Here is a 14,071-nt window from a genome sequence, read left to right as displayed (position 1 = left end):
CGCTCGTCGAAGGCGAGCAGGGCGCGCTGCTCCTCGGCACGCAGGGGGAAGGGCGCCGGCAGCGGCGCCACCGGCTCGCCCGGCAGCGGCGCCGGCGGGCGCTGGCGGTGGATCACCAGGGTGCCGGCGGCGAGGTCGCCGAGGCGCTGGAAGCGTGGACTGGCCAGGCTGGCGAGCAGGCCGCAGCAGTAGCCCAGCGGCAGCATGTCGACGAAGCGCAGCAGGTTGCGCAGTAGCGCGGCGCCCCAACCGACCGGGGTGCCGTCCTCGTGCACCACGCGCAGGCCGAGCAGCTGCTTGCCGGGCGAGCGCCCCTGGTTGAGCACTTCGAACAGCACCATGTACCACCAGTTGAGCAGGAACAGCAGGATCAGGCCGAGGCCGACGCCCAGTTCGCCGAGGCGGCCGAGCAGACTGATGACCAGCAGCGACAGGGCGGCGCGCAGGGCCAGGTCGACGCCGAAGGCGCGGGCGCGCACCAGCGGGCCGGCGGGCGACAGCAGCAGGTCGACCCCCTCCGGGGTTTCCACCCGCAGGCGGGTGTCCAGCAGCGGGCTGGCGGATATGGCTGGGGGCATGGCGGCGGGCTGCTCGGGGCTGGGATTGGCGATGCTAGCGAGGCGCGGCGGCGCGAGGCAACCGCCTGCGTCCGGGTGCCGCGGGCGGGGGGGCGTTCAGTCGGCGGTCGGCAGCACGCCGAAGATCTCCCGGTACAGCACGCCGAGCGCCGCCACCGACAGCGGCAGGCTCCAGATCAGGCCGATGCCCAGCGGCAGGGCGCTGACCAGCAGGATCGCGCCGAGCAGCAGGAGCAGGCCGAACACCTTGAACCAGTGCTGGCTGATGGCCTGGCGCGAGGCTTCCATGGCCTGCCAGGGGCTCAGGCCGCGCTCGACCACCAGGGCCATGGCCAGCAGGTAGGCGACGCCCAGATAGATGCCGGGAAGGATCAGCAACAGGGTACCGAGGTAGACCAGGACAGTGACCAGCATGCCGGTGATGGCCAGCGCCAGGGTATGACCGAAGTAGCCGAACACCAGGCCGACGCCGACCGGCTGCTGCGCCGCCCGGCGGATGCCGATCATCAGGATGCCGGCGAAGAACGGATAGGTGAGCACGCCGATCAGCAGGCTGAGCAGCAGCTGTCCCGCCACCCCGGCGAGCAGGCTGTCGTGGCCGATCAGCCCGGCGCCGGCGAGGATGAACGCCAGCACGAAGGCGGCGGCGAACAGCACCGCGTAGAAGGCCAGGAAGCCGGCGATGATCGGCCACTTGATGCCGCGGGTGTTGCCCCAGGCCTCGCCGAGCAGGCCGCCGATGGAGAAGTCGTAGCCGCGGGCGAGGGCCTCCTCGATGCTGGGGGCCGGCTGCGCAGGGTCGGGCCTGTGCAGCAGGTCGCTGCGCGGCGGAGCGAACGGATTGGCGGCGGGGATGCTGTTCATGCCAGGGTCCTTGCGAGGCGTGATGGGAACGCCGGGATGCTAGTCGGCCGTCCCGGCCCCGGCAAGGCGGCTGGCGCGCAGGTGCGCAGCTTTGCGAGCCAGGTCGGCTTTCCCGGTGTGGCGCCGCCGCGTCGCAACGGTCCCGACCGCCGGACGATTCGCGCTAGACTGCGCGCCCCTGCCAATTGGAGCCGATCCCGTGACCGCGAGCATCTTCTGGTACGACTACGAAACCACCGGCATCGACCCGCGCCGCGACCGGCCGCTGCAGGTGGCGGGGATCCGTACCGACGAGGCGCTCAACGAGATCGGCGAGCCGCTCAACCTGTATTGCCGGCCGAGCGACGATATCCTGCCGCACCCGATGTCCTGCCTGATCACCGGCATCGCCCCCGGCCACCTGGAGCGCCACGGCCTCGGCGAGGCCGAGTTCATGACCCGCCTGCACGCCGAGCTGGCGCGCCCCGGCACCTGCACCGCCGGCTACAACAGCCTGCGCTTCGACGACGAGGTCACCCGCTACAGCCTGTACCGCAACTTCTTCGATCCCTACGCCCGCGAGTGGCAGGGCGGCAACAGCCGCTGGGACCTGATCGACCTGCTGCGCAGCGCCTACGCCCTGCGCCCGCAGGGCATCGAGTGGCCGCAGGAGGACGGGCGAGTGACCCTGAAGCTGGAGCGGCTGACCGCAGCCAACGGCATCGACCACGGCCAGGCCCACGACGCCCTGGCCGACGTGCGCGCCACCATCGCCCTGGCGCGGTTGCTGCGCGAACGCCAGCCGCGCCTGTACGACTGGTGTTATCAGTTGCGCAGCAAGCAGCGGGTGATGGAACAGATCCGCCTGCTGCAACCGCTGGTGCACATATCCGGGCGCTTTTCCGCCGAGCGCCATTTCCTCTCCGTGGTAATGCCGCTGGCCTGGCATCCGCGCAATCGCAATGCACTGATCGTCTGCGATCTGCAGGCCGATATCGCCCCGCTGCTGGAGTTGCCGGCGGAAGTTCTCGCCACGCGCCTGTATACCCGCCGCGAAGAACTGGGCGATGGCGAACTGCCGGTACCGCTGAAACTGGTACAGATCAATCGTTGCCCGGTGCTGGCGCCGCTCAAGGTGTTGCGCGAGGAGGACTGCCAGCGCCTGGCGCTGGATATGTCGGCCTGTCTGGATCGGGGGCGCGTGCTGGAACAGCGGCAGGCGGCATGGCGGGAAAAGTTGCCGGCGATCTATGCGGAAAACGGTTTTGCCGCCAGCGAGGATCCGGAGCAGCGCCTGTATGACGGCTTTATTGGCGACCGCGACCGCGGCCTGTGTATCCAGGTGCGCGAAAGTGACCCGGCGCGACTCGCCGAACGCCATGGGCTGTTTGCCGACGAGCGTCTCGAGGAGTTGCTGTTCCGTTATCGCGCGCGCAACTTTCCGCAGACATTGAGCACGCCCGAACAGCAGCGCTGGCAGGAGTTCTGTCGCCGGCGGCTGAGCGACAGTCGCGCCGGGGCGCCCAATACCCTGGCCGAGTTCGAACAGGCCGTGACGGAACTGCTGCCGGCCTGCGATCCGCGCCAGCAGGCCCTGCTCGCGGCCTGGCAGGCCCATGCGCAGGGCTTGCGCCAGCGCTACGCAGTGGCCTGAGCGGCAGCGGGCGGACGATTTCGCGGCAATAAAAAACGCCAGCTCGGCTGGCGTTTTTTATTGCCCTGCAGGAAGTGCCGGCAATCAGTCGAGGATGGTCGCCCAACTTTCCACGGTATCGTTGCCCCAGGTGGCTTTCCACTCCTTCAGGGTCTTGTGGTTGCCGCCCTTGGTCTCGATGGTTTCACCGGTGTTCGGGTTCTTGTACTGCTTGACCTTGCGGGTGCGCTTGGCCGGGGCTTCAACTTTGGCGGCACGGGCCGGGCGGCCGGCCTTGGCAACTTTGCCTTCGGCGTCGAGCAGGGCGAGGATGTCCGGCAGCGACTTGCCATATTCGGCCATCAGTTCGCGCAGCTTGGCTTCGAAGTCCAGTTCCTTCTGCAGCTTGTCGTCCAGCTTGAGGGCTTGCAGGCGCTCCTGCAGTTGCTTGATGGCAGCTTCGGTCGTGCGATATTCGTTGATCAGGGACATTGTCTTTTTCCTTGGGAAACGGGTCTGCAGGAACTACGGCGGTGAATGGATAATAGGCACAGCTCAATGCCAAGTAAATAGCGCGGAGCGCCTCGCGGAATATTTGGTAAAAATAACGGGCGAAGTTGTCGCGGGCGGGTGGAGATATTGGCGAGGCATGTAGAGGGGGCCTCCGAGGGCATGGCTTAGTGCCGGGAAAGACAAGTGCGGCAACTCTTGCAAGTTCTCGCATGTATCTGCCGGTGCTGCCGGGCTGCCTTGTCAGCGGCCAACGGGCGCAAGGCGTGACCGCGGCGCGGCTGTAGTTTTCCGTGCGGCTGGATAGAATGCCCCCTTTCGATGTTTGCGGAGTTACCCCATGCGTACTTTCCGGTTGGTCATCGCCTGCCCCGACCGCGTCGGCATCGTGGCCAAGGTCAGCAACCTGCTGGCTACCTACAACGGCTGGATCACCGAGGCGAGCCATCATTCGGACCTGGACAACGGCTGGTTCTTCATGCGCCACGAGATCCGCGCCGACTCGCTGCCGTTCGATCTCGAGGGGTTCCGCCATGCCTTCTCGCCCATCGCCCGCGAGTTCGGCATGCGCTGGCAGGTCTACGACTCGGCGGTGAAGAAGCGCGTGGTGCTGATGGCCAGCCGCGAATCGCACTGCCTGGCCGACCTGCTGCACCGCTGGCACAGCGGCGAGCTGGACTGCGAGATCCCCTGCGTGATCTCCAACCACGACGACCTGCGCAGCATGGTCGAGTGGCACGGCATTCCCTACTTCCACGTGCCGGTCGATCCGAAGGACAAGGCGCCGGCCTTCGCCGAAGTCAGCCGGCTGATCGCCGAGCACCAGGCCGACTGCGTGGTGCTGGCGCGCTACATGCAGATCCTGCCGCCGACCCTGTGCCAGGACTACGCCGGGCGGGTGATCAACATCCACCACAGCTTCCTGCCCTCGTTCGCCGGCGCCAAGCCCTACCACCAGGCGGCCAAGCGCGGCGTCAAGCTGATCGGCGCCACCTGCCACTACGTCACCGAGGAACTGGACGCCGGTCCGATCATCGAGCAGGACGTGGCGCGGGTCACCCACCGCCAGCAGGCCGAGGACATGGTGCGCATCGGCAAGGACGTGGAGCGGCGGGTGCTGGCCCGCGGGCTACGCTATCACCTGGAGGACCGGGTGCTGGTGCACGACAACAAGACCGTGGTGTTCGACTGACAGGCCACCGCCGCGACCCTTCAAGGAACCAGAGGAGAAACACCATGCTCAAGTCGATCAAGGTGCGCGACTACATGACCCGCCACCCGGTGACCTTCCGCCCGGACATGGACCTGTTCACCGCCATCAACCGCCTGCTCGAACACGGACTGGCCGGAGCGCCGGTGCTGGACGCCGAGGGCCAGATGGTCGGCATCCTGTCCGAGGCCGACTGCCTGCGCGCGATCCTGGCCGGCGCCTACTTCGACGATGCCCACGGTGCCGTCGGCAGCTTCATGACGGTGGTGCCGGATACCATCGACGCCGATGCCGACATCATCAAGGCCGCCGAAGGCTTCCTGCTCGACCAGCGCCAGCGCCTGCCGGTGCTCGAGGAGGGCCGCCTGGTCGGCATGCTCAGCCGCCACGACGTGCTGCGCGCGGTCAAGGAGTTCGCCCAGCACGAGAAGGGCAAGCCGAACGACTGAACGACGACCGGCAGGCGCGGCCGGTCGCCCGCGGGTGATGGCAGGTCGCGACCGCCATCACCCGCGGGGGAAATGGACCATGCCTGAACATCGTCAACTGCTGCTCGGCGCCGATCCGGCCGGGCAGCCCGTCGGCCAGGCGCTGCGCCTGGCCAACCGCCACGGCCTGATCGCCGGCGCCACCGGCACCGGCAAGACCGTCACCCTGCAGCGCCTGGTCGAGCAGTTCAGCGACGCCGGCGTCGCGGTGTTCGCCGCCGACATCAAGGGCGACCTGTGCGGCCTCGGCGCCGCCGGCGCGCCGCAGGGCAAGATCGCCGAACGCATCGCCGGCATGCCCTGGCTGGGCCACCGGCCGCAGGCCTACCCGGTGACCCTGTGGGACGTGGCCGGGCAGGGCGGCCATCCGCTGCGCACCACCCTGTCCGAGATGGGCCCGCTGCTGCTCGGCGCGCTGCTGGAGCTCACTGACAGCCAGCAGGCCGCGCTCTACGCCGCCTTCCGGGTGGCCGACCGCGAGGGCCTGCTGCTGCTCGATCTCAAGGACCTCAAGGCGCTGCTCAATCACCTGCAGGACAATCCGGGGCTGCTCGGCGAGGACCGCGCGCTGTTCACCGGGCCGTCCGCCCAGGCCCTGCTGCGCAAGCTGGCGACCCTGGAGCAGCAGGGCGCCGAGGCGCTGTTCGGCGAGCCGGCGCTGCAGCTGGAGGATCTGCTGCAGCCGGCGGCCGACGGCCGCGGGCGCATCCACCTGCTCGACGCCAGCCGCCTGGTGCACGAGGCGCCCAAGGTCTACGCCACCTTCCTGCTCTGGCTGCTGGCCGAGCTGTTCGAGCAGCTGCCCGAGCGCGGCGACGCCGACCAGCCCCTGCTGGCGCTGTTCTTCGACGAGGCGCACCTGCTGTTCGCCGGCACGCCGAAGGCGCTGCAGGAGCGCCTGGAGCAGGTGGTGCGGCTGATCCGCTCCAAGGGCGTCGGCGTCTACTTCGTCACCCAGTCGCCGGGTGACCTGCCGGACGACATCCTCGCCCAGCTCGGCCTGCGCGTGCAGCACGGCCTGCGCGCCTTCACCGCCAGGGAGCAGAAGGCGCTGCGCGCGGTGGCCGACGGCTTCCGCCCCAATCCGGCTTTCGACAGCCTGGCCGTGCTCACCGAACTGGGCATCGGCGAGGCGCTGGTCGGCACCCTGGAGGACAAGGGCACCCCGGCCATGGTGCAGCGGGTGGCCATCGCCCCGCCGCAGTCGCGCATCGGCCCGCTCGGCGAGAGCGAGCGCGCCGCGCTGCTGCGTGCCTCGCCGCTGGCCGGGCGCTATGACCGGCCGGTGGACCGCGAGTCGGCCTACGAGCTGCTCAGCGCCCGCGCCGCCCAGTCGGAGGCGCCCGCGCCGGCCGGCAGAGGCCAGGCCGCGGCGCAGGACAGGTCGCTGGGCGACATGGCCGGCGAGCTGCTCGGCAGCGCGGTCGGCCAGGCGATGAAGAGCGCGGTGCGCCAGGCCGCCAACCAGATCGGCCGCGAGCTGGTGCGCGGGCTGATGGGCTCGCTGCTCGGCAAGCGGCGCTGAGCACGGCTGCGATCTGGCGCATGGACAGCCCGGCGCCGTCTGGCATAGCCTCCGGCGGCCGGGCAGGCGCGTGGGCGGGGTGAGTCCACCCGTGCTGCGTGCTGCCCGCCATCGTCCGCCAGGGGAGGAGCCCCGCCATGCGCCTGCAAGCTGCCGTAGTCCTGCTGTTTCCCGCCTGCCTCAGCACCGGCGTGCTGGCCGAGGGCGCGCCGCCGATCACGGCGGTGGTGCTGCATCCGGGCAGTGCCACCGTGGTGCGGACCGCGCAGGTCACCCCCGGGATGACCGAGGTGGTGTTCGCCGGCCTGCCGGCCCAGTTCGACCTGCAGACCCTGCGCGCCGAGGCCGGCCCCCACGTGCGGGTGGGGCAGGTGGTCACCCGCGATGCCGCGCGCGGCGACGCCTTCAATCCGGCGGAGGCCGATCTGGAGGGACGCATCCTCGCCCTGCAGGACCGGCAGGCCGCAGTCGATGCCGAGATCGCCGCGGCCGAGCTGGTCGGGCGCTACCTGGAGCGCTTCGGTGCGGGCGGCTCCGGCGAAGGCGAGCCATCCGCCCTGCCCGACGATCCCAAGATTCTCGCCGGACTGGTGCAGACCCTCGGGCAGAGCGCGCGCGAATCGCTGGCCGCCATCCAGCGCCTGAACGTGGAGAAGCGCGAGTTCGGCAAGCAGATCGAGGTGCTGCAGCGCGAGCTGGAGGGCCTGCGCAGCGGGGCGCGCGACATGCGCAGCGTCACCGTGCCGCTCAGCGCGCAGCGCCCTGGCGAGCTGCGCCTCAGCTATCAGGTGGCGAATGCCGGCTGGCAGCCGGCCTACCGGGCGAGCCTGGACAGCGCGGCCTCGCGCCTGGAGCTGGAGCGCCTGGCCAGCGTGGCGCAGCGGACCGGCGAGGATTGGCAGGGCGTGCGCCTGACCCTGTCCACCACCCAGCCGCGGCTGTCGCCCGCCGCCCCCGAGCCGCAGCCCTGGCTGCTCACCTGGCAGCCGCCGGTGCCGGCGCAGTTGTCCAGGGCCGAGTCGCGGGCCATGCCGGCCCCCGCCGCGCCGCTGGCCGGCGTCGCCGCGCGCGAGGCGCTCGCTGACGAGGAGGAGTTCCAGCCGCCGAGCTTCGTCAGCCACGGAGCCTTCGCCAGCGAATTCGAAGTGCCGACGCCGGTCAGCCTGCCGGCCGACGGTCGTGCGCTGGCGGTCAGCCTGGGCACGGAGAGCCTGGTCGCCCGCCATTACCTGCGCATCGCGCCGCGCGTGGAGCAGGCGGCGGTGGTGGTGGCCGAGGCCGAGCGTCCCGCGGGCGTCTGGCTGCCCGGCGATGTCCAGCTGTTCCGCGATGGCAGCTACATGGGTCGCGCCCACTGGAACCCGGCCGGCAACGAGCGCTTCGTGTTCTCCTTCGGCCGCGACGACCAGCTGCGCGTGGCCGTCGACCAGGTCGAGGGACAGGCTGGCAGCACCGGGGTGTTCGACAAGCGTCGCGAGCGGCGGGTCGCCGAGGTGTTCACCCTCACCAACACCCACAAGAGCCCGGTGGACGTGCTGCTGCTCGAATCCTCGCCGGTCAGCGGCTCCGAGGAAGTGCGCGTGCGCACGGCCTTCGACCCCGCGCCCACGCAGCAGGCCTGGCAGCAGCGCCGCGGCGTGGTCGCCTGGGAGCGCAAGCTGGCCGCCGGCGAGAGCGCCCGTTTCGGTGTCGACTACCGCATCGAATATCCGCTGGACGGCTACGTCGGCGGGCTGGAATAGGGGGCGTCGCGGGGACGCCTCCGCTCGGCGTTCAGCCCTGCGGCTCGGCGATCTTCAGGCGCTGCCAGATCTGTTCGCCGTCCTGGATGGCGAGGTGGATCGGCGACAGGGAGAACTGGTGCAGTTGCAGCACCGCCATGCAGTCCTGCCACTGCTCGATTTCCAGACGCTGCAGCTTCGACAGGTTGAAGGGATGCTCCTGGCCCTTCCACAGGGCGAGCAGGAAGTCTCGGCAGATTTCGCTCTGCCCGTCGCCGGTGCCGTGCAGGGCCGCTTGCAGCAGCCTGACCAGGGCCTCCTGGGCCTGGGGAACCTGTGCGCTTTGCTGGTTATTCCAGCGCTCGTGATGCGCCATGCGTGCCGCAATGACACGCTCGATCTCGGCTTCCTCGCGGGCGCGGCGGGCGCGCTCTATATCGTTGGCCGGGCGCTTGATCGGGAGGGGAATTATCCTTTCGTCGCTCATGTGAACCTCCCTTCCCCGGCCGATGGTGGTGCGAATATCGCCTGTCGCCTCGGCCTTCGGGGAACAACTCAGACAAGTTTGCTGAGAATCGCTTTCAAGTCAAGTTGACGACTGAAAATTGACGTTCAACGAACAGCTGGCTTGAGCGAGGCGATTTTATCAAGGCCGAAACCGCGATGTCCCCATGTGGACGGTGGAATTGACAGATTTCGTGATCTGGTGACGCTATATGGGCGGCGGTTTAATGTCGAATTTCCGGCATGGGCATGCCGTGCGCGTCAAGCCATTCGGCGATTCGCGCGACCACCCAGGGGCCGTCGTCCAGCGGCAGGTCGTGGCCGGCGGCGGCATGCCGGGCGTGCGGCAGCTGCCAGCGGGCCGCCAGCTGCGCCGAACAGCGCGGATCGACCAGCGCGTCGCGCTCGCCGCTGAGCAGCAGCAGCGGTGGCTCCGGGCGCTGCGCCGGCAGCCGGAAGCGCGCTGCCGCCGCCAGCTGGCGCAGGGCGTTGCCGGGAGCGACCGGATGGCGGCGGCGCAGTGCCACCCAGTCGTCCAGCACCCGCGGGTCGGCGCGCGCACTGGTCAGGCGCAGGATGGCCGCCTCCCTGTCGCGGGCATCGCCGCCGGCCAGCACGCCGAACAGTTGCGGGTAGCCGGCCGGGCGCAGGCGCCGGTAGAAGGGGCTGAGTCCGGCGAAGCTGGCGTTGATCAGCACCGCGCCGGCCACCTCGGCGGGATGGGCGGCGGCCCAGGCCAGCGCCACCATCGCCCCCAGCGACATGGCCAGCAGGTGCAGGGGGCCGTCGACGCCCTCGGCGGCCAGGCGGGCGCGACAGTCGTCGACCATCGCCGCGACCTGCAGCGGGCTGCGCTCCCGGTGCCGCACGCCGTTGCCGGGCAGGTCGAGGGCGAGGATGCGCGCCTGCGGCAGGCGTGCCGCCAGCAGGGCGGGGAACTCGCCCCAGTGGCCGCTCTCGCGGGTCAGGCCGCGCAGCAGGATCCAGGTGGCCATGGTCAGCACCACGGATACCAGCGGCGCAGGGCCTGCTGGCGGTGCTGCTCGCGCGCCTCGCCGACCGGGCACCAGCCCTGGTGGCCGCAGGCGGCGCGACCGACGAAGTCCAGCCATTCCACCTGGCGGCGCAGCACGCGCGCCTCGCGGTGGTCGAGCAGCGGGTTGAACAGGCCCTGCAGCGACAGCAGCTGGCGCGGGTTCTTCTTCACCCACAGCCAGGAGCCCATCTCCAGGGTCAACGGCAGGTGCACGCGCCCGGGATCGCTCAGGGCGCGCTGGTAGAGGTGGTCCCACAGGTCGCCGTGGGCGAGGTACTGGCAGCTCTGCGGCTCGAACAGGTAGGTGTGGTGGCGGTGGGTCTGGTCGAGGATCTCGCTCAGCGCGTGCATCTCCGCCAGGTGCGGGATGGGCGCGCGGGTGCTGGCATAGGGAAACCAGATGCGGTCGCAGAGGCCGAAGCCGGAGTGGCAGTCCACGGCGATGCTGAAACGGTGGCTGAGCAGTTCCTCCTCGACCAGGCGGCACAGCGCCTGGCTTTCCGCCTGCATCGGCGCATCGTGCGGGCCGCGGTACCAGGGCAGACGCGCGCTCAGGCGCTGGCCGCCGACCAGGAAGGGCACGCGCTGCTGCGCCTCGACCGGCGCGTTGCGCATCAGGTCGACGCCCTGCGGATTGGCGCGGGTGCCGCGCCACAGGCCGCCGGGATTGACCACCGGCATGAACACCATGCGCATGCGCTCGAGTTGCTGCTGCAGCAGCGGATCCCAGCGCAGGCGCGCCGCCAGGCTGCGCAGGAAGGCCAGCACCACGCTGGCGCCGATGCGCTCGAGGCCGTGCACGCCGCCGAAGTAGCCGACCGCCGGTGCCCCGGGGGCGGGATTGCCCAGGCTGATCGCGTACACCGGCAGGCTGCGCGCCTCGACCTCGACCCGGCACAGCTCCCGCACCTGCAGCGGGTTGCCGAGCTTGTCGATCAGGCGTTCGAGTTCGACCAGTTCGCTGGGCTCGCTGGCAGGCATGCGACCTCCGGGGCACAGGGCGGGACATCTCTTGCTCAGTTTAGGCGCCGGCTGCCGGAGTCTCGGGCGATCGGTGCGCGCGGCGTCCTTGCAGGCCCCTGCGGCGGCGACTTTACTTGCCTAGGTACCGTTCCTCGAAGAGTCCCGCTGGCGAGGTGCCTGTCATGCCACGTTCCCTGCCGTCGTCCGTTCGTCCCCGCGCCATCGCCGTCAGCGCGCCTGCCCAGTGCCGGCCGCACCTCCTGCTGGGCGCGGCGTTGCTGGCCGCCCTGGCGGGAGCCGCGCAGGTCCGTGCCGAAGCATTGCCCGAGGCCGCGGCGCCGCAGGCCCACGCCAGCTTTCTCGCCATGTCGGCGGTGAGCCCCGAGTATCAGCGGGCCCGGCTGTCCACGGCCCTGCAGTTCGCCACGGCGCCGGAGGAGCCCGGGGCCAGCGCCACCTTCGGCTGGCTGGAGGCGACCGGCGAGGTCCTGCTGATGAGCCATGGCCCCTATCCCTCCGCCGTCGCCCGGGCGCGCAGCGAGCGGGAAGTGGAAAGCGCGATGCCGATCCGCGCGCTCGGCGAGCTGCCGCGCTACCTGATGATCTGCAGCTGGAAGGCGGCCGACGGCGAGGCCCAGCCGGTGACGCTGGCCTTTGCCGAGCGCGACGACGCCAATGGCCGCCAGTCCAACACCCGCGACTACGCGAGCCTCAGCGTGCCCTGGGTGCCGACCGCCGCGCGGCGGGCGCAGCAGGTCTTCGCTGGCCACGACTGGTGCGGCGAGATCGCCCGCAGCGGGCAGTCGTCGGCGCTGCTCTGGCAGGCCGACACGGCCCGGCGGTAGGGGCCGACCCGGCGGTTTCTTTCCGGCCCGCCGCTGCGCGCTGCCTGCCACTCCGTCGCCATGGCCAGCGCCACCTTCCGCTTCTACGAGGAACTCAACGACTTCCTGCCGGCCGAGCGCCGGCGGCAGGCGTTCAGCTGCGAATGCGCGCGGGCGGCCACCGTCAAGCACATGATCGAGGCGCTCGGCGTGCCGCACACCGAGGTCGAGCTGGTGCTGGTCAACGGCGAGTCGGTGGACTTCGCCCGGCAGCTCGCCGACGGCGACCGGGTGGCGGTCTACCCGCGTTTCGAGAGCCTGGACATCACGCCGCTGCTGCGCGTGCGTGCCCGGCCGCTGCGCGTGCTGCGCTTCATCGCCGACGCCCACCTCGGCGGCCTGGCCCGCCTGCTGCGCATGAGCGGCTTCGACACCCTGTACGACAACGACTTCGAGGACGGCCAGATCGCCGCGCTGGCCGCCGCGCAGCAGCGCATCGTGCTGACCCGCGACCGCGAGCTGCTCAAGCGGCGCATCGTCAGCCACGGCTGCTACGTGCACGCGCTCAAGCCGGCGCTGCAGCTGCGCGAACTGTTCGAGCGCCTCGACCTGGCGCGCAGCGCGCGGCCGTTCACCCTGTGCGTGCACTGCAACCTGCCGCTGCACGAGCTCGACACCGAGCTGGCCCGTGCGCGCGTGCCGCCGCGCGCCGCCTGGCTGTACTCGCGCTTTCTCGGCTGCGACGCCTGCCAGCGCATCTACTGGGAGGGTTCGCACTGGCGCAACATGTGCGCGCTGCTCGGCCCGCTGCTGGCGCGCGCCGGGGACGGTTGAAGGTGGCTGCCGGCTATTCGATCTCGCCGCAGAACAGGTCCCAGCTGCCATCGGCGGGGCTGTTGCGCACCAGCAGGCTGTAGCCGCCGCTGCGCAGCTGCGCCAGCGGCACCTCCACCCGCTTCGACAGCCGCCAGCCGGCCTGGGCGCGGCCGAGGCGGTCGGCGAGCACGATCTGGTTCATCTCCCAGGCAGGCGTGGGGCCGAGGCGGTCGCAGCGGCCGGGGTAGATGAAGGTGTACAGGTGCACCGGCCGGCTGGTGCCGTCCGGGACGCCGCCGACGATGAAGGAGATGCCGGTGCGCTCGCCCTCGGCCACCAGGGTGGCCTGGGCGATCTTGCCGGCATTGTGGTGGGTCGCCGCCAGCGGCACGGTGAGGAGCTCGCGCTCCTGCGCGGTGCCGGACCACGGCGCGCAACCCGGGCCGGCCAGCATCGCGCCGGCCAGCAGCAGCCAGTACCTGATGGACATCGCTCGTCTCCTCCGCCTGATGGGCGGCGTGGTCGCCCGGCGAGCCGCCGGGCTGCCGGCCACGCCAGCCTGTGCAGCGTAGTCGACGGCGCGCGCTACAGCGCCCGGCGCAGCGGCCGCATCGGCGAACGGGCGAAGCCGTGGCGGGCGTAGAAGCGCTGCGCCGCCACGTTGTCGTCGTCGGTGAGCAGGGTGACGCGCCGGCAGCCGCTGGCCCGCGCATGGTCGATGGCGTGTTCCAGCAGTGCCGAGCCGATCCCCGCGCCGCGCGCGCCGGCGTCGACCACCATGTCCTCGAGCAGCGCCACCCGCGCGCCGAGCGCGGTGGACACCGTGTACAGCAGGTTGACCATGGCGACGACGCGGCCGCCCTCGACCGTGACCAGGAGGGTGCCGAGCCCGGGATCGGCGAGGATCGCCGCCAGGCCGCGCTGCTGGGCGGCGCGGTCGGGGCGGAGCTCGGCTTCCTGGGCGAACAGCTGGGCGAGCAGGTCGCACAGCGCCGGGAGATCGGCGGGGGTGGCGGGGCGGATGGTCATGGGCGTGGCTCCGGAGGGGGGAGCGCAAGTCCCAGCAGGAAGCGCGCCAATCCTAGTCCGGCGCCCGGTAGACGCTGCACTGCCAGTAGCCGCTGGCCGGCTGGTGCGGTCCCTGCCAGCCGAGACTGCGCAGTTCGCGGGCGATCAGTTGGCCCATCAGACCATGGCCGACCAGCAGGACCGAGCCGTGCCGGCGGGCCAGTTCGACCAGCCGTTGCGCCGCCTGGCGGGCGCGCTGCGCGGTGACGGGAGCGGGCCGGGCGGGGACGGGAAAGCGGGCCAGGCGGAACATCGCCGCCCAGGCCAGCGGCGGCAGCCGGGTGTCCAGCCAGGCCGGCCAGGGTGGCTCGGCCTCGCGGAACAGCGCCTCGCCGAGCACCGCCCGCCCCGG

The 14,071-nt window shown here is 71.0% G+C and carries 15 protein-coding genes and 1 pseudogene; 7 read left to right on the top strand and 9 right to left on the bottom strand.

Going from position 1 to position 14,071, the window contains the following annotated elements:
* Together E5198_RS17915 and E5198_RS17910 are read right to left on the bottom strand one after the other, a co-directional pair.
* A partial coding sequence (locus E5198_RS17915; protein ID WP_136491318.1) for an RDD family protein occupies nt 1-578 on the bottom strand: 578 nt, incomplete at its 3' end.
* A 96-nt stretch (nt 579-674) separates the two neighbouring features.
* Nucleotides 675-1,442 (bottom strand): hypothetical protein, encoded by a 768-nt coding sequence (locus E5198_RS17910; protein ID WP_136491317.1) that lies wholly within the window; start codon nt 1,440-1,442, stop codon nt 675-677.
* 199 nt (nt 1,443-1,641) lie between these two features.
* Between E5198_RS17910 and sbcB the strand changes: the two genes are divergently transcribed.
* The gene (gene sbcB / locus E5198_RS17905) at nt 1,642-3,075 is read left to right on the top strand and encodes an exodeoxyribonuclease I (protein WP_136491316.1); all 1,434 of its coding nucleotides are present in this window, start codon (nt 1,642-1,644) and stop codon (nt 3,073-3,075) included.
* An 84-nt stretch (nt 3,076-3,159) separates the two neighbouring features.
* Here sbcB and mvaT read toward each other — a convergent pair whose 3' ends face one another.
* A complete protein-coding gene (gene mvaT, locus E5198_RS17900; RefSeq protein WP_136491315.1) occupies nt 3,160-3,546 on the bottom strand; it encodes a histone-like nucleoid-structuring protein MvaT in 387 nt (128 codons plus the stop codon).
* Between the two features lie 358 nt (nt 3,547-3,904).
* Between mvaT and purU the strand changes: the two genes are divergently transcribed.
* From purU to E5198_RS17880, 4 genes are all read left to right on the top strand, one after another.
* Complete coding sequence (purU, locus tag E5198_RS17895; protein ID WP_136491314.1) at nt 3,905-4,756, top strand: formyltetrahydrofolate deformylase; 852 nt, start codon at nt 3,905-3,907, stop codon at nt 4,754-4,756.
* Between the two features lie 44 nt (nt 4,757-4,800).
* Nucleotides 4,801-5,223 (top strand): CBS domain-containing protein, encoded by a 423-nt coding sequence (locus E5198_RS17890; protein WP_136491313.1) that lies wholly within the window; start codon nt 4,801-4,803, stop codon nt 5,221-5,223.
* A gap of 79 nt (nt 5,224-5,302) precedes the next feature.
* Nucleotides 5,303-6,787: a helicase HerA-like domain-containing protein gene (locus tag E5198_RS17885; RefSeq protein WP_136491312.1), complete on the top strand. Its 1,485-nt coding sequence runs from the start codon at nt 5,303-5,305 to the stop codon at nt 6,785-6,787.
* Nucleotides 6,788-6,924: 137 nt separating this feature from the next.
* Nucleotides 6,925-8,529, top strand: coding sequence for a mucoidy inhibitor MuiA family protein (locus E5198_RS17880; protein WP_136491311.1), 1,605 nt, complete (start codon nt 6,925-6,927; stop codon nt 8,527-8,529).
* 31 nt (nt 8,530-8,560) lie between these two features.
* On the opposite strand, the gene E5198_RS17875 is transcribed toward E5198_RS17880, so the two are convergent.
* The 3 genes from E5198_RS17875 to E5198_RS17865 form a co-directional block, all read right to left on the bottom strand.
* On the bottom strand, nt 8,561-8,995 hold the full coding sequence (locus E5198_RS17875; RefSeq protein ID WP_136491310.1) for a hypothetical protein: 435 nt from the start codon (nt 8,993-8,995) through the stop codon (nt 8,561-8,563).
* Between the two features lie 241 nt (nt 8,996-9,236).
* On the bottom strand, nt 9,237-10,007 hold the full coding sequence (locus E5198_RS17870; protein ID WP_136491309.1) for an alpha/beta fold hydrolase: 771 nt from the start codon (nt 10,005-10,007) through the stop codon (nt 9,237-9,239).
* A gap of 2 nt (nt 10,008-10,009) precedes the next feature.
* A complete protein-coding gene (locus E5198_RS17865) occupies nt 10,010-11,029 on the bottom strand; it encodes a M14 family zinc carboxypeptidase (protein ID WP_136491308.1) in 1,020 nt (339 codons plus the stop codon).
* 164 nt (nt 11,030-11,193) lie between these two features.
* Here E5198_RS17865 and E5198_RS17860 point away from each other — a divergent pair, with 164 nt between their 5' ends.
* Nucleotides 11,194-11,856 (top strand): hypothetical protein, encoded by a 663-nt coding sequence (locus E5198_RS17860; protein WP_136491307.1) that lies wholly within the window; start codon nt 11,194-11,196, stop codon nt 11,854-11,856.
* 60 nt (nt 11,857-11,916) lie between these two features.
* Entirely contained in the window at nt 11,917-12,669 is a 753-nt protein-coding gene (locus tag E5198_RS17855; RefSeq protein WP_136491306.1) for a Mut7-C RNAse domain-containing protein, read from the top strand.
* Between the two features lie 13 nt (nt 12,670-12,682).
* Here the strand turns inward: E5198_RS17855 and E5198_RS17850 are convergent, their stop codons facing one another.
* From E5198_RS17850 to E5198_RS21625, 3 genes and pseudogenes are all read right to left on the bottom strand, one after another.
* On the bottom strand, nt 12,683-13,141 hold the full coding sequence (locus E5198_RS17850; RefSeq protein ID WP_136491305.1) for a hypothetical protein: 459 nt from the start codon (nt 13,139-13,141) through the stop codon (nt 12,683-12,685).
* Nucleotides 13,142-13,236: 95 nt separating this feature from the next.
* The gene (locus E5198_RS17845; protein ID WP_136491304.1) at nt 13,237-13,680 is read right to left on the bottom strand and encodes a GNAT family N-acetyltransferase; all 444 of its coding nucleotides are present in this window, start codon (nt 13,678-13,680) and stop codon (nt 13,237-13,239) included.
* A gap of 52 nt (nt 13,681-13,732) precedes the next feature.
* Nucleotides 13,733-14,071 (bottom strand): annotated as a pseudogene (locus E5198_RS21625) (fructose-2,6-bisphosphatase); the annotation flags it as partial.

This window comes from Pseudomonas sp. A-1, from assembly GCF_004801855.1.
Classification (GTDB): domain Bacteria; phylum Pseudomonadota; class Gammaproteobacteria; order Pseudomonadales; family Pseudomonadaceae; genus Geopseudomonas.
This window is presented reverse-complemented; position numbering and strand designations above follow the sequence as displayed.